Annotated in this window: 19 protein-coding genes; 8 read left to right on the plus strand and 11 right to left on the minus strand. The window is 71.3% G+C overall.

The features are described 5' to 3' along the window. Positions 1-88 precede the first annotated feature (88 nt). The 4 genes from LRD69_RS00300 to LRD69_RS00315 form a co-directional block, all read right to left on the minus strand. Positions 89-352 (minus strand): type B 50S ribosomal protein L31, encoded by a 264-nt coding sequence (locus tag LRD69_RS00300; protein ID WP_277324506.1) that lies wholly within the window; start codon positions 350-352, stop codon positions 89-91. 180 nt (positions 353-532) lie between these two features. After that, positions 533-1,417, minus strand: a complete 885-nt coding sequence (locus tag LRD69_RS00305) for a hypothetical protein (protein ID WP_277324507.1) — start codon at positions 1,415-1,417, stop codon at positions 533-535. Positions 1,418-1,520: 103 nt separating this feature from the next. Continuing rightward, positions 1,521-2,402: an ABC transporter substrate-binding protein gene (locus tag LRD69_RS00310; RefSeq protein ID WP_277324508.1), complete on the minus strand. Its 882-nt coding sequence runs from the start codon at positions 2,400-2,402 to the stop codon at positions 1,521-1,523. A gap of 354 nt (positions 2,403-2,756) precedes the next feature. Next, entirely contained in the window at positions 2,757-3,383 is a 627-nt protein-coding gene (locus LRD69_RS00315; RefSeq protein ID WP_277324509.1) for a GNAT family N-acetyltransferase, read from the minus strand. Positions 3,384-3,580: 197 nt separating this feature from the next. Here LRD69_RS00315 and LRD69_RS00320 point away from each other — a divergent pair, with 197 nt between their 5' ends. Together LRD69_RS00320 and LRD69_RS00325 are read left to right on the plus strand one after the other, a co-directional pair. Next, positions 3,581-3,937 carry a YciI family protein gene (locus LRD69_RS00320; protein WP_277324510.1) on the plus strand — a complete coding sequence of 119 codons (357 nt, stop codon included), beginning with the start codon at positions 3,581-3,583 and terminating at the stop codon, positions 3,935-3,937. Further along, positions 3,937-5,328 carry a sigma-70 family RNA polymerase sigma factor gene (locus LRD69_RS00325; protein WP_277324511.1) on the plus strand — a complete coding sequence of 464 codons (1,392 nt, stop codon included), beginning with the start codon at positions 3,937-3,939 and terminating at the stop codon, positions 5,326-5,328. The genes LRD69_RS00320 and LRD69_RS00325 overlap by 1 nt, the downstream gene beginning before the upstream one ends. A gap of 73 nt (positions 5,329-5,401) precedes the next feature. Here the strand turns inward: LRD69_RS00325 and LRD69_RS00330 are convergent, their stop codons facing one another. The 6 genes from LRD69_RS00330 to LRD69_RS00355 form a co-directional block, all read right to left on the minus strand. After that, positions 5,402-5,719 (minus strand): hypothetical protein, encoded by a 318-nt coding sequence (locus LRD69_RS00330; RefSeq protein WP_030920527.1) that lies wholly within the window; start codon positions 5,717-5,719, stop codon positions 5,402-5,404. A 91-nt stretch (positions 5,720-5,810) separates the two neighbouring features. After that, positions 5,811-7,433 carry a glycoside hydrolase family 13 protein gene (locus tag LRD69_RS00335; RefSeq protein WP_277324513.1) on the minus strand — a complete coding sequence of 541 codons (1,623 nt, stop codon included), beginning with the start codon at positions 7,431-7,433 and terminating at the stop codon, positions 5,811-5,813. A gap of 117 nt (positions 7,434-7,550) precedes the next feature. Further along, a complete protein-coding gene (locus tag LRD69_RS00340; RefSeq protein ID WP_277324514.1) occupies positions 7,551-8,516 on the minus strand; it encodes a carbohydrate ABC transporter permease in 966 nt (321 codons plus the stop codon). A gap of 11 nt (positions 8,517-8,527) precedes the next feature. Further along, positions 8,528-9,475 carry a sugar ABC transporter permease gene (locus LRD69_RS00345; RefSeq protein ID WP_277324515.1) on the minus strand — a complete coding sequence of 316 codons (948 nt, stop codon included), beginning with the start codon at positions 9,473-9,475 and terminating at the stop codon, positions 8,528-8,530. A 102-nt stretch (positions 9,476-9,577) separates the two neighbouring features. Next, complete coding sequence (locus LRD69_RS00350; RefSeq protein WP_277324516.1) at positions 9,578-11,002, minus strand: extracellular solute-binding protein; 1,425 nt, start codon at positions 11,000-11,002, stop codon at positions 9,578-9,580. Between the two features lie 258 nt (positions 11,003-11,260). Continuing rightward, on the minus strand, positions 11,261-12,442 hold the full coding sequence (locus LRD69_RS00355; protein WP_277324517.1) for a S8 family peptidase: 1,182 nt from the start codon (positions 12,440-12,442) through the stop codon (positions 11,261-11,263). Between the two features lie 302 nt (positions 12,443-12,744). On the opposite strand from LRD69_RS00355, the gene LRD69_RS00360 reads away from it, so the two are divergent. From LRD69_RS00360 to LRD69_RS00380, 5 genes are all read left to right on the plus strand, one after another. Further along, complete coding sequence (locus LRD69_RS00360) at positions 12,745-13,479, plus strand: 4'-phosphopantetheinyl transferase superfamily protein (protein WP_277324518.1); 735 nt, start codon at positions 12,745-12,747, stop codon at positions 13,477-13,479. Positions 13,480-13,526: 47 nt separating this feature from the next. Further along, entirely contained in the window at positions 13,527-15,167 is a 1,641-nt protein-coding gene (gene pgm / locus LRD69_RS00365; RefSeq protein ID WP_277324519.1) for a phosphoglucomutase (alpha-D-glucose-1,6-bisphosphate-dependent), read from the plus strand. 140 nt (positions 15,168-15,307) lie between these two features. Next, positions 15,308-17,662 (plus strand): FHA domain-containing protein, encoded by a 2,355-nt coding sequence (locus tag LRD69_RS00370; RefSeq protein WP_277324520.1) that lies wholly within the window; start codon positions 15,308-15,310, stop codon positions 17,660-17,662. Between the two features lie 5 nt (positions 17,663-17,667). Further along, a complete protein-coding gene (locus LRD69_RS00375; protein WP_277324521.1) occupies positions 17,668-18,399 on the plus strand; it encodes a hypothetical protein in 732 nt (243 codons plus the stop codon). Next, a complete protein-coding gene (locus LRD69_RS00380; RefSeq protein WP_277324522.1) occupies positions 18,399-19,436 on the plus strand; it encodes a serine/threonine-protein kinase in 1,038 nt (345 codons plus the stop codon). The genes LRD69_RS00375 and LRD69_RS00380 overlap by 1 nt, the downstream gene beginning before the upstream one ends. A 12-nt stretch (positions 19,437-19,448) precedes the next feature. Here LRD69_RS00380 and LRD69_RS00385 read toward each other — a convergent pair whose 3' ends face one another. After that, positions 19,449-20,729 carry a streptophobe family protein gene (locus LRD69_RS00385; RefSeq protein ID WP_277324523.1) on the minus strand — a complete coding sequence of 427 codons (1,281 nt, stop codon included), beginning with the start codon at positions 20,727-20,729 and terminating at the stop codon, positions 19,449-19,451. A gap of 177 nt (positions 20,730-20,906) precedes the next feature. Between LRD69_RS00385 and LRD69_RS00390 the strand changes: the two genes are divergently transcribed. Further along, positions 20,907-22,181, plus strand: coding sequence for a DUF6777 domain-containing protein (locus LRD69_RS00390; RefSeq protein ID WP_277324524.1), 1,275 nt, complete (start codon positions 20,907-20,909; stop codon positions 22,179-22,181). Positions 22,182-22,350: the final 169 nt, after the last annotated feature.

Raw genomic sequence — 22,350 nt, forward strand, 5'->3', positions numbered from 1 at the left:
CGGCCGACCGGAGGTGTCCGGAGGTGAACGGCCGGAGTCCCCCGGCCGGCCGTGGGGCGCACGCGGGGGACTCCGGAGGCGGGTGGGGTCAGGAGGCGTCCTCGCGCCCCTCCTCCCCGTACCGACGCTCGAACTTGGCGACCTGCCCCTCGGTGTCGACCACGCGGGCCTTGCCGGTGAAGAAGGGATGGCTCTCGGCGGAAATCTCCACGTCGATGACGGGATAGGTGTTGCCGTCGTCCCAGTCGATGGTCTGGTCGCTGGACGCGGTGGACCGGGTCAGAAAGGCATAGCCCGCGGAGCGGTCGCGGAAGACGACGGGCCGGTATGAAGGGTGCTTGTCCTGCTGCATGCCTGCTCCTGGGGAGGTACGGACGGACTCGGCTCCAGCCCAGCCTCGCGAACGGAGCGGGTGGGCGCGATCGCAGACGGTCCGTACGGGGGGCCGTGCCGTGCCCCCGGTGCCGTGCGGGGCCGGTCCGGCGTCCGAGGACGGCCGCTCGGCCCCGCGGGCTTCGGCATGCCGGGCAGATCACCGGCAGCCCATGTGCTCCTTCACGGCGGGCCATGCCTCCACCCCGTCCGGGGTGCGGACATAGACCCTGGACGTGTCGTCCGTCAGCCACAGTTCCCAATCGTCCAGGTGGTAGCCCGTGGACCGCGCATCGGCGGGCATCGTCACGTCCCCGTCGTACGCCGAGGTGAGCATGCCCGAGGGGAGTACGCCCTTCGGATCACGCGCGTACACCTTCCGGCCGGCCGGTCCCTCCCCCGAACCCGCGCCCCGTTCAAGGAAGTTCGCCTCCTGCCAGTCGCAGTGCGCCGAGCCTGCCGAGCTGCTCAGCTCGGCCACGGGCACCCGGTGGCCGTCCTTGTCCGTCCAGACCCGGTACGGCTGCTTGTCCGTATAGCTCGACGGCAGCTCCGCCGGGTCGCACGAGGCGGCGGTCTCCGGTCCCCAGCCCGGGCGCCCCTCGCCGTCCTTGGCGACGATGACGGCGATCTTCGTCCTGCCGTCCACGTCGAACGAGTACAGGACCCGGTCCGCTTCCCTGCGCTCCACGCGGTAGCCGTACTGCGGAAGATCCGGCTGCTCGATCTCGAAGTGCAGCTTGAGCCCTTCCTCGGGCCTCGCCCCGCCGTCGCCCTTGCTCCAGGGTTCACTGCCGCCTCCGGAGTAGATGACCCCGTCGCACTCCAGAGCGCGGCCGGCCGCACCCGATTCCGTCATCCTGGCCTGCGCGGTGTCGGCCTCGACCTTCGGGTGCGGCAGGTGGAGCGGGCCGCTGTAGGGCGCGGCCGGCGGGGTCCCCTCGATCACGAGGTCCTCGGATCCGCTCCCGCACGCCACCGCCGCCAGCGCGGTCACCAGGACACCCGCGACCGCTGCACCCAACCTGACTCCGACTCTGTTCATGCCCCACCCCTGTCCGTCCCCGGCCCTTGTTGCCCGCCGGTCGGACGTACGGTGCGATGCGGCGGTTCCGCCGTACGGTGCGATGCGGCGGCTCCGCCGCGCCCTACCGCCGCTGCGCCGCCTCCACCGCGTCCGCCACGAGCGCCAGGAACCGGGCATGGGCCTGAGGACTGCACACCGGCTCCGGATTCCACGGCACCACCGCGGCCGCCCCGTCCGGCGCCGCCCACAGCGCGTTCGGCCCGAGTGCGTCCAGGGGGGTCGCGTTGGACCGGATGTCGGTGAGCAGGATCCCGGGCCGGAGGGCCGTCGCTTCCGCCCATCCGACGGTGGACCAGTTGGACCCGGGCCCGGCGGCCGGTTCGACGACGTCGACGCCGAGCTCCAGCAGCACGCGAAGCTCCGGCCACATGCGCGGGCGGGCGAGATGCGCCTGGTCCTGCCCGGCCGGCGACAGGGCGAGCACCCGGGGCCCGGACGGACCGGTGGCGAGGCTGCGCAGCCGGTCCCGGGCGGCGTCCAGGTCCTGCGTCGCGGCCGGGGTCTCCTCGGCCCCGAGCGAGCGGGCCAGCTCGGCGAACCGGTCACCGATGTCGGCGAGCGTGCGCGCCTGTCCCACGTCGATGACGACGACCGGGACGTGCTCCTCCACGTGTTTGGCGGTCTCGGGGGCAAGCCCGTAGACACGGCCTCCCCCGTAGCTGACGGCGACCACGAGGTCCGGCTCGCCTCGCAACAGCGTGTCCGCGTCGAGGGCGCTGCCCGCGCCGAGGTACTCGACGGCAGCCGACGGCAGGGATCCGGCTTTCGCCGGGTCGGGCGTGTCGCCGTCGTGGTCCGAGCCGAAGATCGCCCAGGGACGTATGTCGTAGTCCCACAGGGTGGCGCCGGCCTGGACGTAGGCGAGCACCTTCGACGGACGCCGCCCGGCGGTCGACAACTGCCCACGGTCGTCGGAGAACTGCCACACGGTCTGCTCCCTCACGCCACACACCCCTCTGCGCCGGCTGACCCCACCCCGCTCCGGGCCCGTACACACCAGTACCTGCCCAGCTGTTCGCCGCAACACCCCCGCCGGGGCGAGATCCCGCCACCGCGCAGGCGACTGCCGGGACGGGGCGGCGGTATGGCACGGTGCGTCCAGGGCCTCTCGTTTGGATCAGGCTGGGCTCGCGGGGTCGGGCACGCACATCTGCCGCGTCGTCGTCAGTTTTCCCCAAGCTCTCGGCTTCGCTCGAGCAGGGGAGACCCCATGCGCTCCGCGTCGGCTCCTTCCTCCGCCTTGCAGCTGCACGCCCCGACCCCGCTCCCTGATCCAGCCTGATCCGAACGAAAGGCCCTAGAGGTCCACTGCGGTGCTGCGCCCCAGATAGGTCAGGGGGCCGGGGTCCGGTACGTCGATCTCCTCGAAGCCCAGGCGGTCGTAGAAGGCCCTGGCGGGAGTGTTCGCCGTGAGCATGGACAGGTGCACGGCTTCGACCCCCTTCGCCCTCAGTGCGCCGAGGAACGCTCGCATCAGCTCCCTGCCGTATCCCCGCCGCTGCCATGCGGGGAGCAGATCGATGTGCAGGTGGGCGGGGTGGGCGGCCATTTCGGGGACGATCATGCGTTCCGGGTCGTGCAGCAGGGCGATCATCTCCTCGCTGGGGGTCCGCGGCGCGCCGTCGAGCTGCGGGAAGCGGTCCTCGACCAGCGGCAGCCACTGCTTGCGGAACGCCGCCACGAACTGCGGTGTGTCCGCGGTCCCCAGGATGTAGCCGACCGCCCGGCCCGTGCCGTCGTCGATCACGAACGTCAGATCCGGTTCGAGGTACGCATAGGGCGCGGCGAAGATCGACGGCATCAGGTCGAGGTCCGGAAACAGGTGTCGCGAGTCGCCGCCGTTGTCGGCCGTCCGGACACAGATGTCCGCAAGGGCCGCACGGTCGTCGGGGTGGTAGGCCCGTAGGCCGGCAGGCTTGGTCATCGCCCCATCGTGCCGGTCTTGGGAGCGCTCCCACAAGAGTCCCGACGGCCCCTTGCCCGAAAGTCTGCGCGGACCGGGAGCCCGCTGGAGAATTTCCTCGGGTCGCGGCCGTGTTCCGTGTCGATCCGGGCGGAAGCCGTTCGTATGGAAGGTGAGACACCGGCAGCGCGTCGGCGTCCCGTCCGAGGAGGCACACCATGAAGCACTACCTGCTGAGCGTGATCACGCCCACCGGCGGCGAGCGGCCCGCACCCGAGGTGCTGGAGGGGATCATGCGGAACGTGGGCGACTTCCACCAGGAGCTCCAGGAGGCCGGGGCCTGGGTGTTCGCGGGCGGACTGCACGCCCCGAGCACCGCCACGGTGGTGCGGCCGAAGGACGGGGACATGCTGATCACCGATGGCCCGTATGCCGAGGGGAAGGAGTATCTCGGCGGGCTGTGCATCATCAAGGCGCCCGACCTGGATGCCGCCCTCGACTGGGGCCGGAAGGCGGCTCGGGCGATCACACTGCCCATCGAGGTCCGGCCGTTCGAGGGTGACGTGGAGGGCTGATGTCCGGCGCCCCCGGGCCGTCCGGCGCCGCCGAAGTGCCCCGTTCGGCGGACGACGCACCCCACGACGCGCCGCACGGTTCATCTCAAGCGCCCCACGACACGCCGCACGGTCCACCTCACGCACCCCACGACACGCCGCACGACGCATCGGGCGGTGCACCCGCCGTACTCGCCGCGGACATCGAGCGCCTCTTCCGCGAGGAGTACGGGCGCGCGGTCGCCGTGCTCGTCCGCGCCTTCGGCGACATCGATCTCGCGGAGGAAGCCGTCCAGGACGCGTTCGCCACCGCGCTGGCCCGTTGGCCGTCCGCCGGGCTGCCGCCCTCCCCGGCCGGCTGGATCATCACCACGGCGCGCAACCGGGCGATCGACCGCCTGCGCCGGGAGGCGTCCCGCGCCGACCGCCAGGCCCGGGCCGCGCTGGTGCATGCCTCGGGTGCCCGCGACGAACAGGCCGAGGAGGGACCTGTGCAGGACGACCGTTTGCGGCTGATCTTCACCTGCTGCCACCCCGCGCTGTCCACCCCCGCGCAGGTCGCGCTGACGCTGCGGTTGCTGGGCGGACTGACCACCGCGGAGCTCGCGCACGCGTTCCTGGTGCCGGAGCCGACCATGGCGCAGCGGCTGGTGCGCGCCAAGGGCAAGATCCGTGACGCCCGCATCCCCTACCGGGTCCCGGCCGATGCGGACCTCCCCGACCGGGTCGGGGCGGTGCTCGCCGTCGTGTACCTGATCTTCAACGAGGGGCATACGGCGACCTCGGGTGAGCACCTCGTACGGGAGGACCTCTGCACGGAAGCCATCCGTCTCGGCCGGCTGCTGGCCGGTCTGATGCCGGACGAGCCGGAGGTGCTCGGCCTGCTCGCCCTCATGCTGCTCACGGAATCGCGCCGCACCGCCCGCTGCGGCCCGGACGGGGAACCGGTGTCTCTGGCCGAGCAGGACCGCGGCCGGTGGAACCGGGAGCTGATCGCCGAGGGGCAGGCACTCGTACGCCGGTGCCTGCGCCGCAACCGGCCGGGCCGGTACCAGATCGAGGCGGCGATCCATGCGGTGCACAGCGATGCTCCGACCGCGGCCGCCACCGACTGGGGACAGATCCTGCGGCTCTACGACCAGTTGCTGGCACAGGCACCGACTCCGGTGGTGGCGCTCAACCGCGCCGTCGCAGTGGCCGAGGTGAACGGTCCCGGTCCGGCGCTCGCACTCGTGGAGGAGCTCGGGCTGGACCCATACCACGTGTTCCATGCCGTACGGGCGGACCTGCTGCGGCGGCTGGGGCGTTCCGCCGAAGCGGCATCGGCGTACGACGCCGCCCTCGCCCGCACGGAGAACACCGCCGAGCAGGAGTTCCTGCTCCGCCGCCGCCGGGCGCTGCCCCCCGGCTGAGGAGGCGTCAAGGCCCGGCGGCGGCAGCCCTTCGCCCCGAGCCCGGCCCGCGGTGGCGGCCGCATCCGCACCGTCAGTCGTTGACCGCGGTCAGCAGCACCACGGCGTCCTCCAGCGCCAGCAGTCCGTGCCGTTCGTGCGGGATGGGCTGCAGGCCCCCGACGGTCAGTTCCACGTCGCCGGAGGCGGCGGTGAGGCGGACCGCTCCGCGCAGGACCTGGAGCGAGGCCGCGGGCGGCGCGTTGTGCTCGTCGAGGGCCGAGCCCGCGGTGAGCGCGATGACCGTCTGCCGCAGCGGCTCCTGCCGCAGCAGGAGGTGGGCGCTGCGTCCGTGCGGGGACGTGCGCGCGGCAGCCAGATGCTCGTCGGCAAGGGCGTTGAGATCATCCATGTGCCCACTCTGCCGCAGCCCCACGACCGCCGCGATCCGCCCGCGCACCCGCGTGTCGGCCTGCGGGTGCCCCCCAGGCCGTGCGCCGGGATCAGCCGCGCAGCCAGGCCGCCGTGTCGTGGGGGATCCTCCCCCCGTCGGTCAGCGGGCCGCTGCTGAGCAGGACCTCGGTGTGAGCGGGCGGTTCGACGGACTCCCCGGTCAGGTTGACCACGCAGATCAGCCGGTCGGCGCGGGTGAAGGCGAGCACCCCGGGCGGGGTCGGCAGCCACTCGAGACGCTCCCCCGCCGTCCCCGTGTCGCGGAAGCCGGGCTCCGTCCGGCGCAGCCGGAGCGCCTCGCGGTACAGGCTGAGCATCGAATCCGGGTCGGTGTGCTGCAGATCGGCGGCGTACGAGGCCCAGTCGGCGGGCTGCGGCAGCCACGGCTCGACGGTGGAACCGAAGCCTGCGTACGGAGCCCCGGCCGACCAGGGCAGCGGGACCCGGCAGCCGTCACGTCCCGGGTCGGTCCCGCCCGAACGGAAATGCATCGGGTCCTGGATCCGGTCGCGGGGGATGTCCGCCTCCGGGAGGCCCAGCTCCTCGCCCTGGTAGAGGTAGGCCGCCCCCGGCAGAGCCAGCGAGAGCAGTGCGGCGGCCCGCGCGCGCCGGGTGCCGAGCCGCAGGTCGGTCGGGGTTCCGTAGGTCTTCGCCGCGAAGTCGAAGCCGGTGTTCTCGCGTCCGTAGCGGGTGACGGTCCGGGTCACATCGTGGTTGCACAGCACCCACGTGGCGGGGGCGCCGACCGCTGCGTGCTCGGCGAGCGTGCCGTCGATCGCGGAGCGGAGCAGTCCGGCGTCCCAGGGACAGGCCAGGAAGTTGAAGTTGAAGGCGGTGTGCAGCTCGTCGGGGCGCAGATAGCGGGCGAACCGCTCGGCGTCCGGCAGCCACACCTCGCCGACGAAGACCGCCCCGTACTCGTCGGCGATGGCACGCCAGGAACGGTAGATGTCGTGGAGTTCGTCCCGGTCGACATACGGGTGGGGGTCGTGGCCGGCCGTGAAGTCGGGCAGTGCGGGGTCCTTGGCGAGCAGGGCCGCCGAGTCGATCCGTACGCCTGCCACGCCCCGCTCGAACCAGAAGCGCAGCACGTCCTCGTGCTCCTGGCGGACGGCCGGGTGGGCCCAGTTGAGGTCGGGCTGCTGCGCCGCGAAGAGGTGGAGGTACCAGTCGCCGTCGTCGAGCCTGGTCCAGGGTGTGCCGCCGAACTCGGATACCCAGTCGTTCGGCGGCAGGGCGCCGTCCGGGCCGCGGCCGGAACGGAAGTGGAAGAGCTCCCGTTCGGGGCTTCCGGGGCCGGCCGCGAGGGCCGCCGCGAACCATGCGTGCTGGTCGGAGACGTGGTTGGGAACGATGTCGATGATCGTGCGGATGCCCTGTTCGCGCGCCTCGGCGATGAGCTTCTCGGCTTCGGCGAGCGTGCCGAAGGCGGGGTCGATGGTGCGGTAGTCGGCCACGTCGTATCCGCCGTCGGCCAGCGGCGAGAGATACCAGGGGGTGAACCAGAGGGCGTCGACGCCCAGTTCGACGAGGTGCGGAAGTCTGGCCCGTACTCCTGCGAGATCTCCGGTGCCGTCACCGTCGCCATCGGCGAAGCTGCGTACATAGATCTGGTAGATGGCGGCGTCGCGCCACCAGTGCGCGGTGGCGGCGGACGGACGGTTGACTGCCACGTGACGTTCCTTTCGGGCAGGTGGGACTCCGCCGCCGGCCCCGGACAGCGGGGCGCTGGATGGGTGGGCCGGCGGCGGAGTGCTGGGGAGGAGTCGGTTGCGAGGGGGCGGGCGACGTCAGCCCTTGAGACCGCCCGCGGTGAGGCCGCCCATGATGTTGCGCTGGAAGAGCAGGAAGACGATCAGCGTCGGGACGGAGGCGATGGTGAGCGCGGCGATCAGCACGTTCTCGGGGACTCCGCTGGCAAGTGAGTAGATGCCGACGTTGAGGGTCTGCTTGCTGGGGTCGGGCAGGGTGAGCATGGGCCAGAGGAAGTCCTTCCAGACGCCGACGATCGCGAAGATGGAGACGACGCCGAGGATCGGCCGGGATATCGGCAGGACCACGGAGCGCAGGGTGCGCAGCGCGGAGGCCCCGTCGATGGCGGCGGCGTCCAGGAGTTCGCGCGGGATCGAGTCGAAGAACCTCTTCAGCAGGAAGATGTTGAAGGCGTTGGTGACGGACGGCAGCCAGATCGCCCAGGGCGAGTTGAGCAGATTGCGCTGCACGATCGGCACGTCGAGGACGGTGAGGTACTGCGGTACGACGAGGACGGTGGCCGGGATCATCAGTGTGGCCAGCATCATCCCGAGGATGACCTTGCCGAGGACGGGCCTCAGTTTGGAGAGCGAGTAGGCGGCGGCGACGTCGAAGAGGAGCTGGAAGGCGAGCGCGCCGAACGCGTAGTAGAGGGTGTTGAAGAGGAGCCGGGACAGGTCCATCACGGTCCATGCCCGGGAGTAGTTCTCCGTGTGGAGGGATGTCGGGAAGGCGGTGGGCGGGCTCTGCACGACTTCCTGGGTGGTCTTGAGTCCGCCGGTGACCATCCAGTAGAGCGGCCCCAGGAAGGCAAGGGTGAACAGGACGGTCACCAGCGCGAGGACGATCCAGTAGGCGGCTCTGCTGCGCGGCCGGGCGAGCTGGGCCGGCGAGATCAGGGTCCGCTGGCGCTGCTGGTCGGCGGGGCCCCGTCCGGCCCCGCCCCGTCCGCGGACCGGCTGTGCCGGGGCGGGCCGTCGGGAGAGGAAGGTGTTCGATGCCATGGTCGGGCCCCCTACTGGTCTTCGCTGCCGCGGCTGAGCCGTACGTACACCGCGGAGAAGCCCGCGAGGACGACGAGCAGGACGAGCCCGAGGGCGGCCGCACTGCCGTAGTTGTTGAAATTGAAGGCGTATTGGTAGATGAGGTAGACGACGGTCGTGGTGGAGCCCTCCGGGCCCGCGCCGTTGGTGAGCAGGAACGGTTCGGTGAACACCTGCATCGTGGCGATGATCTGCATCAGCAGGAGCAGCGAGAGGATGAGCCGGGTCTGCGGGATGGTGACGTGCCAGACCCTGCGCAGCAGTCCGGCGCCGTCGAGTTCGGCCGCTTCGTACAGCTCGCCGGGGATCGACTGGAGCGCGGCCAGGTAGATGAGGGTGGCGCCCCCCATGTTCATCCACGTGGCGGCGATCACGACGGAGAGCATGGCGGTGTCCGTGGACTGGAGCCACTGCTGGGCGGGGAGGTGGAAGACCTCCAGGACCCGGTTGAAGAGCCCGTACCCGGGGTCGTAGAAGTATTTGAACAGCAGGACGGAGGCGACCGGTGGCAGCATCACCGGCAGGTAGACCAGCAGCCGCAGATAGCCCTGTCCGTGCCGGAACTCGTTGATCACGACGGCGACGACGAACGGGACCGCGAAGCCCAGCAGCAGGGCGAGGCCGGTGAAGAGCAGGGTGTTGCGCCAGGCCTGCCAGAAGGCCGGGTCGTTGACCACGTAGCTGAGGTTGGACCAGCCGGCCCAGGTGGTCCTGCCGTCCTCGTTCTTCTGGAAGGCCAGAACGAATTCACGGACCATCGGGTACCACGAGAAGAACGAGAAGCAGAGGACCGCTCCGATCAGGAAGCCGTGCGCCGTCATGTTGCGGCGCAGCGCGCGTACGAACTCCTCGCGGGCGGGGCCCGGGTGTCCGCGGCGTGGCCTGGTCGCCTTGCTGGTGGACAGGGTGGGGGCCGACATGGTCTCTCCTCGGTGCCGGTGTGCGTCATACGCGAGGGACATTCCGGATGCGGACGCTCCGGATGCGGGGCCGGGTCCGTGTGACCCGGCCCCGCACGTCCGTCACTGGGCCGCGAGGACCTGATTGACCTGCTTCTCGGCGTCGGAGAGCAGCTTGTCGATGTCCGCGTTCTTGTTGGTCAGGACGCCGGACATGGCGTTGTCGAGGATCTTGTAGATCTCCTGGGCCTTCGGCGGCTCGGCCTTGCCGGTCACCGGGTTGTCCATGAAGGCCTTGAAGTTCTCGACCGGCATGGTGGCGTTGGCGACGCGCTCCGCGTCGTCCTTCGTCTTGGTGGCGCCGAGGAAGAAGTTCGGCTGCGGCAGTCCTACGGGCAACTGGTCGGCCTTGGTGCGTGCCCAGTCGAACTGGCCCTTGCCCTGGGTGAGGTTCTTGAAGTTGAGCCAGGCGATCGCGGCCTTGATCTTGTCGGGCGAACTGCCCTTCTTGATCATGTAGTTGTTGCCGCCGAACAGGGTGCCCTTGGCGCCGGGGATCGGGCCCATGCCGAAGTTCTCGTACTTGGCGCCGAGTTGCTGGACCATGTACGTGATGTCGTCGGGTGCGGCAAGGAACATGCCGAGCTTGTCGCTGGCGATCTGCTTCTGGAGATCACCCCACTTCAGCAGCTGCGTCTGACCCATGCTGTCGTCCTCCCACCGCATGTCGTGCAACTGCTGGAGGACCTGCTTGCCGGTGTCGTCGTTGAAGGCGGCCTTCTTGCCGGTGGAGTCGACCACGTCGCCACCGAGGGAGTACTGGGCGGCGGTGAAGTGCCAGCCACCGGTGTTGGCCGCGCTGTACTCGCCGTAGCCGGCGATGCCCTTACCGAGCGCCGCGATCTTCTTGGCGGCGGCCCGGACCTCTTCCCAGGTGGCCGGCGGCGTGTCCGGGTCGAGACCGGCCTGAGTGAAGAGCTTCCGGTTGATCATCAGGCCCATGGTGTAGTTGCTGGTCGGCAGCGCGTAGAGCTTGCCGTCCTTGCGGGCCACGTCGAGAACTTGCGGCTGAATGTCCTTGAGAGCCGGGACCGTTGTGTCGGTGACGTACGCGGAGATGTCCGTCGCCCCGTCGTTGTCCAGAACCTGCTCCAGGTCGGTGAAGTACGCGTAGAAGACGTCGGGCTGCGACTTCGCCTTGAGCATGGCGGTGAAACGCGGCGGCTCCAGGCACTGACCGGGCGTGGACTTTCCGTTGATCGTGACGTTCGGGTACTTCTTGTTGAACGTCTTGATGTCCTCGTTCCACTCCCGCAGTTCCGCGGCCTTCGCGGCAGGCGGCATGCAGTCGATCGAGAGCGTCACCTTCGCCTTCGGGTCCAGCGGGGCTGACGGATCGGACGAGCCGCCGGAACCGCCGCCGCCGTTGTCGTCGCTGCTGCTGCTCGTACCGCAGGACGCGAGAGCGGTCAGGGCGAGTGCGGTGACGAGGGCGGCCGCGGAGGTGCGTCGTGTACGGCGATGACGGCGGAACCCAGCACTTCTCATCGGTGGTCCCTTCGGGCATGAGCGTGGAAGTCCCTCGGCCGGCTCTCTGCCGGGGCGCGGCACACTCAACCACCGCCCTCATCTCAGCGCAATATCTCACGCAGATTTCGTAAAAGTTTGACAGCGATACGCATGTGGCGTGCGTGGCAGGGTGTTTCGGGGTGCCGGGAACGAAGGACCGCCGTTCCGGACAGCCCTGAGGCACAAGCGGGGCCCGCAACCGCGCGCCCCGCTCCTCGCGCGGCTTCGACCTGCAGGTCAGAGCCCCCCGGTGTAGAGGAGACGGTTGGGCGAACCCGCACCCAGAGAGGACAGGACGTCCTTGGTCGACTGGTCGGCAAGCCAGCGGGCGATGCCGTCCGGCGCCGCGTCCGGGTTCATCTCCTTGTAGAGGGCGGCGACACCGGCAACATGCGGACTGGCCATGGACGTTCCGTCCAGTGCCACGGAGCCGCCGCCGAGCTTGGCGGAGACGATGGCCGCACCGGGGGCGTACATCCACACGCACGTGCCGTAGTTGCTGAAGCCGGTCCCCCGGTCACTGCCGTCGCTGGCCGCGACGGTGACCACCCGCGGGGCACGCGCCGGTGAGACACCGCAGGCGTCCGCCGCACTGTTGCCTGCCGCGACGACGGGGAGAATCCCGCCGGCCGCGATGGCGTCGACGGCATCGTCGACCGACGCGGACGCGGGGCCGCCGAATGAGGCGTTCAGCACCGCGGGCTGCTTGGCGTTCCTGGCGACCCAGTCGAGACCGGCCAGGATCCCCGCACCGGTGCCGTTGCCCTCGCAGTCGAGAACGCGCACGGCGACGAGGGAGACGGACGGGGCGACTCCAAAGGTGGCGCCGCCGACCGTGCCCGCCACGTGGGTGCCGTGGCCGTTGCAGTCCTGACCGGCCCGGCCGTCGCCGACGGCGTCGAATCCGACGGTGGCGCGCCCGCCGAACTCACTGTGCAGGGTGTCGATTCCGGTGTCGACGATGTACGCCGTGACGCCCTTGCCGGTGGCCGAACTGCTGAACGTGTTGTCGAGCGGGAGATTCCGCTGGTCGATCCGGTCCAGTCCCCAGTCCGCCGCCGTGACCGCGTAACGCGGCGGGGCGGCCGCCGGCTCGCTCACGGTGACCACGGAGTCCTCCTCGACCGCCGCCACACCGGGCGACGAACGGACGACCGTCAGTTGGGCGGGGCTGAGCGTGGCGGCGAATCCGTGCAGCACGCTGTCGTACGTGAACAGGGGTTCCACGCCGAACTGCTGCATGACGGAAGAGGCGGAGTACTCGGGTGTGAGGGTGACGATGTACTGGCCGGGGACGGCCCGCGCGGAACGCTCCACCACTACACCGCCGTCAGCCGGACGGGCGGCGGCGCCGGTGCCGCCGATCAGCGGTACGAGCAGCAGCAGGGCGGCCGACGCCCAGCGTGTACGCATACGCATGCATGACTCCTTGAATGCCTGGACCGGGCGCGGACAGGGGGCGGACGGGACGGGCTCCGCGGCGCGCCGACACCTGTCCTTCGTCCGGGACCCGCTTGCGCCTTGAGCACGATCAGCCGGACAGCGCAACTCGTGGGTGTCCGCGCGCGCGGCGTCCGTCCCGCCCGCCCCGGCGCCGTGAGCTGCTCCACATCGCGGACGAACCCGCGCCGGGGCCCCCGTGGGCGTTCATAGGATGGGGACCGGCCGCTCGCAGTCGACGCTTCCCGGCGGTCTCACCAGGTGAAGGGACGACCCGGCCGGTGCTTCAGCCCATCGATTTCGACCCGCAGGACGACACCCGGGGTGCATGGCCGTCCGGGCCCAGCGGGATGCCCGCCCTGTGGATCGTGGACGCCGTGCGGCACGGTGACGGAGCGGAACGGCTCGCTCCCGCAATCCTCGACGCCGGGGAACAGCGGCGTGCAGAGCGATTTGTCCGGCCGGCCGATCGCCGCTGCTACGTCGCGGCCCATGTGGCGTTGCGGATCCTCCTGGGCGACCGGATGGGGGTGGACCCCCGCGACGTACGGATGGTGCGCGAGCCGTGCCCGTCCTGCGGTGGTCCGCACGGCCGCCCGGCGACCGGCGGCGGGGTGCACTTCTCGCTCTCGCACAGCCGGGACGTGTCCCTGCTGGCGTTCGCCGCCGTGCCGTTGGGCGTCGATGTGCAAGCGGTACCCGACGGGAAGGCCACGGCGGAGATCGGGGCGATGCTGCATCCGGTGGAGGCGCGGGAGCTGGCCGCCCTCCCGGCGGCGGACCGGCCCGCCGCCTTCGCCCGGACCTGGACGCGCAAGGAGGCGTATCTCAAGGGCGAGGGGATCGGACTGGCGCGGGACCTCTCGCTCGACCATGTGGGCACCGGGCCCGTGCCGCGGCCCGGCCCGGCGGGCTGGAGCCTCACCGACGTACAGGTTCCGGCCGGCTACGCCGCCGCGGTGGCGGTCCGTACGGCGGGGCAGTCACCGGACCAGGGCGGCCACCAGCGAAAATGATCCGGCGGGCAGAGCAGGACGACCAACCGATACGGAGGAGTGGGCAGATGCCGCACGAACGAGCTGGACAGCAGGCGCGGCCGGAGGACCTCACCGATGTGGCCCGGCTGGTGACGGCGTATTACGCGCTGCATCCCGATCCGGCCGAGCCGGACCAGCGGGTGGCGTTCGGCACCTCCGGTCACCGCGGGTCGTCGACGGCCACCGCGTTCAACGAGGACCACATCGCCGCGACCAGCCAGGCCATCAGCGAGTACCGTGCCCTGCAGGGCACGGACGGACCGCTGTTCCTCGGGGCGGACACCCATGCTCTGTCGGAGCCCGCGCGGGTCACCGCCATCGAGGTGTTCGCCGCCAATGACGTGACCGTGCTGATCGACTCCGCCGACGGCTACACCCCGACCCCGGCGGTGTCGCACGCCATCCTCACCCACAACCGGGGCCGCGCCTCGGGCCTCGCCGACGGTGTCGTGGTGACGCCGTCCCACAATCCGCCCGGTGACGGCGGGTTCAAGTACAACCCGCCGAACGGCGGCCCGGCCGGATCCGAGGCGACCGGCTGGATCCAGGATCGGGCCAACGAGATCATCGCGGCCGGGATGAAGGACGTACGGCGGCTGTCGTACGTCCGCGCGCTGGCGGTGCCCACCACATCGACGTACGACTTCCTCGGAAGCTACGTGGCCGATCTGCCGTCCGTGCTCGACCTCGACGCGATCCGCTCCGCCGGGGTACGGATCGGTGCCGACCCGCTGGGCGGCGCCTCGGTCGCCTACTGGGGCCGTATCGCCGAGCAGCACCGGCTCGATCTCACCGTCGTCAATCCGCTGACCGACCCCACCTGGCGATTCATGACGCTGGACTGGGACGGCAGGATCCGGATGGACTGCTCCTCACCGCATGCGATGGCGTCGCTGATCGAGCAGCGCGACCGGTTCGGGATCGCCACCGGCAACGACGCCGATGCCGACCGGCACGGCATCGTCACCCCGGACGGCGGGCTGATGAACCCGAACCACTACCTCGCGGTCGCCATCGACTACCTGTTCGCGCACCGCAGTCAGTGGCCGGGCACGGCCGGCGTCGGCAAGACGCTGGTGTCGTCGGGGATGATCGACCGGGTCGCCGCCGATCTCGGACGGCGGCTGGTCGAGGTGCCGGTCGGCTTCAAGTGGTTCGTGGACGGTCTGGTCGACGGGTCGCTGGGGTTCGGGGGTGAGGAGTCGGCAGGCGCGTCGTTCCTGCGCCGTGACGGTTCGGTGTGGACGACCGACAAGGACGGCATCATCCTGGCGCTGCTCGCTTCGGAGATCCTCGCGGTGACGGAGAAGTCGCCTTCGGAGCAGTACGCGGCACTCACCGCACGCTTCGGCGAACCCGCGTACGCCCGTATCGACGCCCCCGCGAACCGTGAGCAGAAGGCGGTGCTCGGCCGGCTCTCCCCTGAGCAGGTCACAGCCGACACGCTGGCCGGCGATCCGGTCACGGCCGTCCTCACGTCGGCTCCGGGCAATGGTGCACCGATCGGCGGCATCAAGGTGAGCACGGAGAACGCCTGGTTCGCGGCCCGGCCCTCGGGCACCGAGGACGTCTACAAGATCTACGCGGAGTCGTTCCTGGGACCCGGTCACCTCGGCCGGGTGCAGGAGGAGGCCAAGGCGGTCGTCTCCGCGGCCCTGGGCGCCTGAGGCCGGCCGTCGAGCGGCCTCCCATGACGTCGGCCGTCGCGGGAGGCCGCTCCGCGACGCGCGGTGGATGTGCCCCGGTGTCCGGGAATGTCGATGATGACCCACAAGCACATAAAGGGACCAATAGATAGAATTCGAGCATGGTAGAGCGGCCTGTCGCACCGACTGCCCCTGAACTTGTGCTCGAAACCGATGCAGGACCCACGGTGATGAGTCCGAGCCGGGATTACCACGTCGGCCGCGACCCCTTGAGCGACATCGTGATCGACGATGTCCGGGTCTCGTGGCACCACGCGGTGCTCCGGCCCGTGGCCGACCACTGGTCCCTGGAGGACGAGAACAGTACGAACGGCACGTTCACCGGGGGCAAGCGCATCCATGAGTCGGGCGTGGGCCCCGGCAGCGTCATCCGGTTCGGTCATCCCGCGGACGGGCCGTGCGCCGTGCTGGTCGGCCAGGAACCCCCGGCCCCCGCGCTGCATCCGGCCGACCGCCCGACCGCCGTCTCCATGCCCGCGGCCACCGGCACGTTCCGGCAGCCGACCACGGTGCGGCCGCGCCCCGTCCACACCGTGCGCATCGGCCGCAGCCCCGACAACGACCTCGTCGTCGACGACCTGACCGTCTCGCACCAGCACGCCGAACTGCGGGCACATCCGGACGGCATGTACGAGATCGTCGACCTCGGCTCGCACAACGGCACGTATCTCAACGGCCAGCTGGTCGGCCGCGCCCCGGTCGCCGCGGGTGACATCGTCGGCATCGGTCACTCCGAGTTCTCTCTGATCGGCGACGTGCTGCAGGAGTTCGTCGACACCGGTGAGGTCTCGCTCGATGTACAGGACCTGGCGGTCACCGTGGACCGGGGCCGCAAGACCCTGCTCGACGATGTCTCCTTCCCGGTGGGCGAGAGGTGTCTGCTCGGCGTGGTCGGTCCGAGCGGCTCCGGCAAGTCCACCCTGCTCAACGCACTGACCGGCCTCCGTCCGGCCGACGAGGGCAGCGTCCTGTACGACGGCCGCGATCTCTACCACGACTACGCCGAGCTGCGCCATCGCATCGGACTCGTCCCGCAGGACGACATCCTGCACACCCAGCTGACCGTGGGCCGCGCCCTCGGGTATGCCGCCGAGCTCCGCTTCCCGCACGACACCGCCCCGTCCGAGCGCCGGGCCCGGGTTGTCGAAGTGATCCGTGAACTGGGTCTGGAGAAGCGGTCGGCCCAGGCGATCCACAGCCTCTCCGGCGGCCAGCGCAAGCGTGTCAGCGTCGCGCTGGAGCTGCTGACGAAGCCGTCGCTGCTCTTCCTCGACGAGCCGACGTCGGGGCTCGACCCCGGCATGGACCGCTCGGTCATGCATATGCTCCGCGGGCTCGCCGACGACGGGCGCACCGTCATCGTCGTCACGCACAGCGTGCTCAGCCTCGATGTCTGCGACCGGCTGCTGGTCCTCGCCCCCGGCGGGAAGACCGCCTTCTACGGGCCGCCGGAGGACGCACTCCCCTTCCTCGGGTTCGCGCACTGGCCCGAGGCGTTCGAGGCGTTCGAGAACGACCGGGACCGGGACTGGTCGGGGGAGTACCGCGCGTCCCCGTTCCACCGGCAGTACATCGCGAACTCCACCGCGCAGCCCCGGCTGCCGCACGCCCCGGCGGCCCCGATCGCACCGCCTCCCAAGACCCGGAGCGGCGGCGCTCAGCTGCGGACGCTCGTCCGCCGGTACGCCGCCGCGCTGAGCGCCGACCGGACCTTCCTGGCCATCATGATCGCCCTGCCGTTCGTGATGGGCGCTATGACCCGGGCCCTGGCCGGCAGCCGGCTGAACCAGGACACGGCGATCAACGCGCTGCTGATCCTGTGCGTGGGCGCCGTGCTGACCGGCGCCGCCAACGCCGTACGGGAACTGGTCAAGGAACGGGCGATCTACCAGCGGGAGCGCGCCGTCGGGCTTTCCAGATCGGCGTATCTGATGTCCAAGGTGGTGGTGCTGGGCACCATCACGGTGCTGCAGGCCGTGGTCCTGACCCTCGTCGGCCTGGTGGGCGTCGATCTGAACGCCCCGGGCGGCAAGGGCGTGCTCCTGCCACCACTGGTCGAGATCACGCTGGCCGTGGCCCTGTTGTCGTTCACGGCGATGATGCTCGGTCTGCTCGTCTCCGCGCTGGTGCGCAAGGAGGAGGTCACCATGCCGCTGCTGGTGCTCCTCGCCATCGTCCAGGTCGTCTTCTGCGGTGCCCTGCTGAAGCTGAACGGGGTGCCCGGGCTGGAACAGCTGGCATGGCTGGTGCCGTCCCGGTGGGCACTGGCGGCCATGGGCGGGACCATCGGGCTCGGCAGGATCGTGCCGGGCAAGGTGAGCGCGGATCCGCTGTTCGAGCACTCCCCTGCGGTATGGCTGCTGAACATGGGCATGCTGGTGGTGCTCTCGGCCGTCTTCGGGTACGCGGTCGCGCGGCTGCTGCGCCGGCATGAACCCGCCGTCATGCGGAAGTAGGGCCCATGGCGACACCGGAGTTCCGCCCGACACACGTCGTTCCCCAGGACGGGCTGCCGGCCTGGGAGGCGCCGGACGCCGCCCGGCCCACCGAGCCGCTCGACCCGCTGCTCCCCGTCCAGCTGATCACCCGGCGCGGCGACTGGGGGCGGATCCTGTGCGCCAACGGCTGGTCGGCGTGGGTCGACGGCCGCCTGCTCGTGTCCGTACCGCAGAACCCGCCGGAGTCCCAGCAGCCGCTCGCCCATGCGGCCGACCCACGGCCGCTGATGGGGCGGGCCGAGGAGTCGCTGCGCCGGTACCGGCGCGCCGCGGAGGAACTGGCGGACGGCCGGATCGACGGGGAGACGTTCGGCGTGCGCACCCGGGGACTGCGGGTGGGGATGGTCGTCGACGGCGAGGCGGTGTGGCTGTACGACGCCGAACACGAGCGCTGGGTGTACAGCGACGGAACGCACCTGCAGACGTACGCCGCCTCGGCGGAACCCGGCAGGCCGGACAGAGCGCCGGCGGAGGACGGACCGGGCGCCACGGACGGGGCCGCTGCGGCGGAGGACGGACCGGGCGCCACGGACGAGGTGGCGGCACCGGAGCCGACGCAGGTCGTCGACATCGCGCACGCGGCCGGACACCGCCCGACGGAACCCGCCGGCACCGAGCCGACGCAGCTCCCGCCGCCGGTCGGCGGGTCCGGGGCCGCTCCTTCGCATCCGCCCACCTCTCGGGGTGAGAGGTGATGCCCGCGGACCCCGGTACGCCGCAAGCCTCCGTTCCGCGGCACGACTCCGCACTGCCCGTGGGCCGGCCGTCGGATCTGCTCGGCAGGCAGATCGCGGGCTACCGGGTGGAGAGCGAGATCGGCCGCGGGGGCATGGCGGTCGTGTACCGCGCCAGGGATCTCCGGCTAGACCGCACGGTCGCCCTCAAACTGCTCGCCCCCGAACTCGCCCGCAACGACACCTTCCGGAAGCGGTTCGCCCATGAGTCCCGGGTGGCCGCCGCGATCGACCACCCGCACATCGTGCCGGTCTTCGAGGCCGGTGAGGCCGAGGGCATCCTCTACATCGCGATGCGGTACGTCGCCGGACAGGATCTCCGTGCCCTCATCGACCGTCAGGGGCCGCTGCGGATCGGGGCGGCGGTCCGCATCGCCACGCAGGTGGCGTCCGCGCTCGATGCCGCACACGACCACGAGCTGGTGCACCGGGACGTCAAGCCCGGCAACATCCTGGTCGCGGCGGGCACGGACAGCGACCATCCGGAGCATGTGTACCTCACCGACTTCGGGCTGACCAAGAAGTCGCTCTCGCTGACCGGGTTCACATCGGTGGGGCAGTTCGTCGGCACGCTCGACTATGTGGCGCCCGAGCAGATCTCGGGGCGTCCGGTGGACGGCCGGTGCGATGTCTACAGCCTGGCCTGCGTCGTGTACGAGACGTTGGCCGGGGCGCCGCCGTTCCAGCGCGACGACGACATGGCGCTGCTGTGGGCGCATCAGTTCGACCCGCCACCGCCCCTGACCGGCCGGTGCCCCGGCCTCCCGGCCGCCGTCGACGGCGTGATCGCGAAGGCCCTGTCCAAGAGCCCGGACGACCGGTACGACTCCTGTCTGCAGTTCGTGGCGGCTCTGCGCGCGGCAGCGCGGAGCAAGGCACGGGAGGCCCATCCGCCGACGCAGGTCGCCTTGCCGGCCGGTGTCCGGTCCACCGGGCCCGATCCGCCGCCCCCGCCGCCGCAATGGGCACTGCCGGTGTTCCCCGGGCCCATCCGATAGCCGGCGCCGGCTTCAGCTGTCCGCCGGCACTTCGCCCCGGCGCAGGACCCCGGACGCCAGCACGCCGCCGAGGAACCCGGTGACCAGGCCCCAGAGGGCGGCAATGGCGAGCGCGCTCCACAGCCGCGGGCGCAGGGTGACCTCCGCGCCGAGGGCTCCACCGAGGTCTCCGATGCCCAGCAGCGACAGTCCGTAATGGGCGGAGACCCGGGCGACGAGACAGATGGTCAGCACCGTCAGCACGAGCGCCACCGCCATGTGTACGGCGTGCTGCCAGGGACGCAGCCGGGCCGGTGAGCGCACCGCCATGAGGAAGGCGGCCGCGAGGGTGAACAGCGCGGCGACGACCACCAGCCACCAGGCCCGCCCGTCCCGGTCGGCGAGTGTGGCGACGTTGACGGTGGAGATGTCCGGCGTACGCAGCACCGAGTCCAGCAGCTGCGGCATCGGCAGCCCGAACGGGCCGTCGGCCCTCCCCTCCCAGGACGCACCGAGCCCCAGCGTGTACGCGGGCCAGACAAGGTTCGGCAGCCCCAGGAGGATCACGGCGAACGTCTGTGCCGGGTGCCCTCGGGTCGCCGCCACGACGAGTGCGACGACCAGGCCCACGAGGACGTACCCGAGCAGGAGCGCCACCATGGCGAACGCGGGCGGACGCACCGTCTCCTGGACGCGCACCAGCCGGGCCGGGAGCGGGGCGCTGCGCGAGACGAGAAGGGCCAGGACGAGGATCCCCGCCAGCCAGACCAGGCCGAGGACGAGGGTGAGGAGGACATCGGTCCGGAACCCGACCTCCGGGGAGGCACCCAGCAGGTCCCCGACGTCCGCCTCCCCCGCGTCCTGCAGGGGGATGTCGAAGCGCTCTCCGGCCAGGAACGAGAGGCCGATGAGGGCGAGTGCCCAGAGCACCGCCACCCGGGCGGCCCAGCCGGCCAGCTCGCGGCCCCCCGCAACGGCCCGGTGGCGCAGCGGCCGCAGAAAACCCGCGGCCATCACCAGGGCGCCGGCCAGGGTCACCGACAGCGGAAGCACCGAGATCTCCGCATGCGTCCTGGCGAGGTCTCCCGCGTTGCCCGAGAGGGCGACGGAACCGCCCGCCGCCATCACGACGACGGCCGCGACTACGTGGGGCAACGCGCCGCCGGGCAGGCCGGCCGCACCCGCCGCCCACAGGCCGAGGGCGGCCGTGGCGGCCATGACCACCAGCGCGGCGAGCACCGTCAGGAGGGCGTCGCCCCAGCCGTGCGCGGAGCGCGGCGCGCCGCTGGGCCCGCTGAAACCCTGTTGGCTCATGCCGCCACGCTAAGGGCTGTTCCGCGATCTCGTCGGATCAGCGCACTGCATCGGATGCAGTGCTCCGCCACCCGCAGCCGGCGCGTGGCGTCGGCTTGCGAGGCGTGCGGTCCGCGCGCACACAATGAGCATCCGGGGAGGAAAGGGGGCTGATCGCTACACGGGGAAGAAGAGCCCATGAGTACCCGACCGCCGTCGCCCGACCGCCCGACAGGCCCCCCTTCCGGCCCTCTCTCCGGCCATCCGCCACCCGGTTCGGTGCCGCCCGACACTTCGCCCGGCTCCCCCGGCGGGCCGCCCGGCGGCGGATTCGGCGGCTCCGGCGGCGGGGGCGGACCATCGGGGCCCGGTGGTCCCGGCGGGTCGGGTCGCCCCTGGTGGCGGTCCGTGCCTACGGTGGCGACGGTCGCCGCGGTGGTCGTGGCGACGGTGGTGCTGGCCGTCGTCCTCACGCGCCCCGACGGCGGTTCGGGGGCGCCCGGTGAAATCTTCCTGCAGCCGGCGAGCGCCGCGGGGCAGGACCCGTTCACCGCGTCGACGGCGCGCGCCAGCGCCCCGGCGACGCCAGCCACGGCGCCCAGCCCGACCATGACCGGGGCCAACGTCACGCAGGGTGTGGACGGTTCGGCCCCCGGTCTGTACGGCGGGACCCGCAAGGTCGCCAGCTGCGACGTGGAGAAGCAGATCACCGCGCTGACGGCCGAACCGGACAAGAACGACGCCTTCGCCTCGGTGCTGGACATCGATCCGTCCGGGGTTCCCGCGTACCTGCGGGCGCTGACCCCCGTCCAGTTGCGGCTGGACACCCGGGTCACCAATCACGGGTTCCGGGACGGAGCCGCCACCAGCTACCAGGCAGTGCTCCAGGCCGGTACGGCCGTGCTCGTCGACGACCACGGCGTACCGCGGGTGCGCTGCGCATGCGGGAATCCGCTGCTGCCGCCGGTCGCGCTGAAGGGCAATGCCCGGCAGAAGGGTGAGGCCTGGCCCGGGTACCGTTCCTCGAACGTCGTGGTGGTGGAGCCTTCGGCACATGCGGTGACGGCGTTCGTCATGCACGACCCGAAGAGCGGCGGCTGGTTCTCCCGCAAGGCTGGCGACACCGGTGGCAGCGACAAGAAGACGAAGCCGCCTGCCCACCGCACGCCGTCGCCCTGCCCGGAGGCGCCCGGCGGGAAGTCCACCGAACCGTGCCCGTCGGCCTCGAAGTCCCCGTCCTCCGAGTCTCCGGAATCGACGCCCTCCGCACCGCCGTCCTCCCCGCCCCCCGCCTCCGAATCCCCGTCCGCCGAGCCGTCGAGCCCGCCTCCCTCCGAGGAACCGCCGGTCACCGAGTCGCCCGCCTCCCGGCCGGCCCCGGAGCCTCCGCCGTCCGGGCCCGTGACACCAGAAGCCTCCGCGCCGTCCCGGGCCTCCGGGAACACCGTCCCGGCCGGTTCGGTGTACGCCTGAGTGTCCGGGCGCCGACGCATGTAATCGGCCGAAAGGGGAGTCACCCGTCTGCTGCGCTTCGCTGGCGTGGCACCCGGGAAGCACGGACGCTGATCGCGTACGTGCCCCATCGCAGCGGTGGGGCAGAGTCCGATGGGGGTGACAGCGTGCCGGACGAAGGGGCACCGGT

It is taken from the genome of Streptomyces sp. JH14 (assembly GCF_029428675.1).
Classification (GTDB): domain Bacteria; phylum Actinomycetota; class Actinomycetes; order Streptomycetales; family Streptomycetaceae; genus Streptomyces.

Bases quoted from the DNA above. Each gene is read 5' to 3' on its own strand.
- LRD69_RS00300 (WP_277324506.1), bottom strand. From the start codon at position 352: ATGCAGCAGGACAAGCACCCTTCATACCGGCCCGTCGTCTTCCGCGAC.
- LRD69_RS00305 (WP_277324507.1), bottom strand. From the start codon at position 1,417: ATGAACAGAGTCGGAGTCAGGTTGGGTGCAGCGGTCGCGGGTGTCCTG.
- LRD69_RS00315 (WP_277324509.1), bottom strand. From the start codon at position 3,383: ATGACCAAGCCTGCCGGCCTACGGGCCTACCACCCCGACGACCGTGCG.
- LRD69_RS00320 (WP_277324510.1), top strand. From the start codon at position 3,581: ATGAAGCACTACCTGCTGAGCGTGATCACGCCCACCGGCGGCGAGCGG.
- LRD69_RS00325 (WP_277324511.1), top strand. From the start codon at position 3,937: ATGTCCGGCGCCCCCGGGCCGTCCGGCGCCGCCGAAGTGCCCCGTTCG.
- LRD69_RS00330 (WP_030920527.1), bottom strand. From the start codon at position 5,719: ATGGATGATCTCAACGCCCTTGCCGACGAGCATCTGGCTGCCGCGCGC.
- LRD69_RS00340 (WP_277324514.1), bottom strand. From the start codon at position 8,516: ATGGCATCGAACACCTTCCTCTCCCGACGGCCCGCCCCGGCACAGCCG.
- LRD69_RS00345 (WP_277324515.1), bottom strand. From the start codon at position 9,475: ATGTCGGCCCCCACCCTGTCCACCAGCAAGGCGACCAGGCCACGCCGC.
- LRD69_RS00350 (WP_277324516.1), bottom strand. From the start codon at position 11,002: ATGAGAAGTGCTGGGTTCCGCCGTCATCGCCGTACACGACGCACCTCC.
- LRD69_RS00355 (WP_277324517.1), bottom strand. From the start codon at position 12,442: ATGCGTATGCGTACACGCTGGGCGTCGGCCGCCCTGCTGCTGCTCGTA.
- pgm (WP_277324519.1), top strand. From the start codon at position 13,527: ATGCCGCACGAACGAGCTGGACAGCAGGCGCGGCCGGAGGACCTCACC.
- LRD69_RS00370 (WP_277324520.1), top strand. From the start codon at position 15,308: ATGGTAGAGCGGCCTGTCGCACCGACTGCCCCTGAACTTGTGCTCGAA.
- LRD69_RS00375 (WP_277324521.1), top strand. From the start codon at position 17,668: ATGGCGACACCGGAGTTCCGCCCGACACACGTCGTTCCCCAGGACGGG.
- LRD69_RS00380 (WP_277324522.1), top strand. From the start codon at position 18,399: ATGCCCGCGGACCCCGGTACGCCGCAAGCCTCCGTTCCGCGGCACGAC.
- LRD69_RS00385 (WP_277324523.1), bottom strand. From the start codon at position 20,729: ATGAGCCAACAGGGTTTCAGCGGGCCCAGCGGCGCGCCGCGCTCCGCG.
- LRD69_RS00390 (WP_277324524.1), top strand. From the start codon at position 20,907: ATGAGTACCCGACCGCCGTCGCCCGACCGCCCGACAGGCCCCCCTTCC.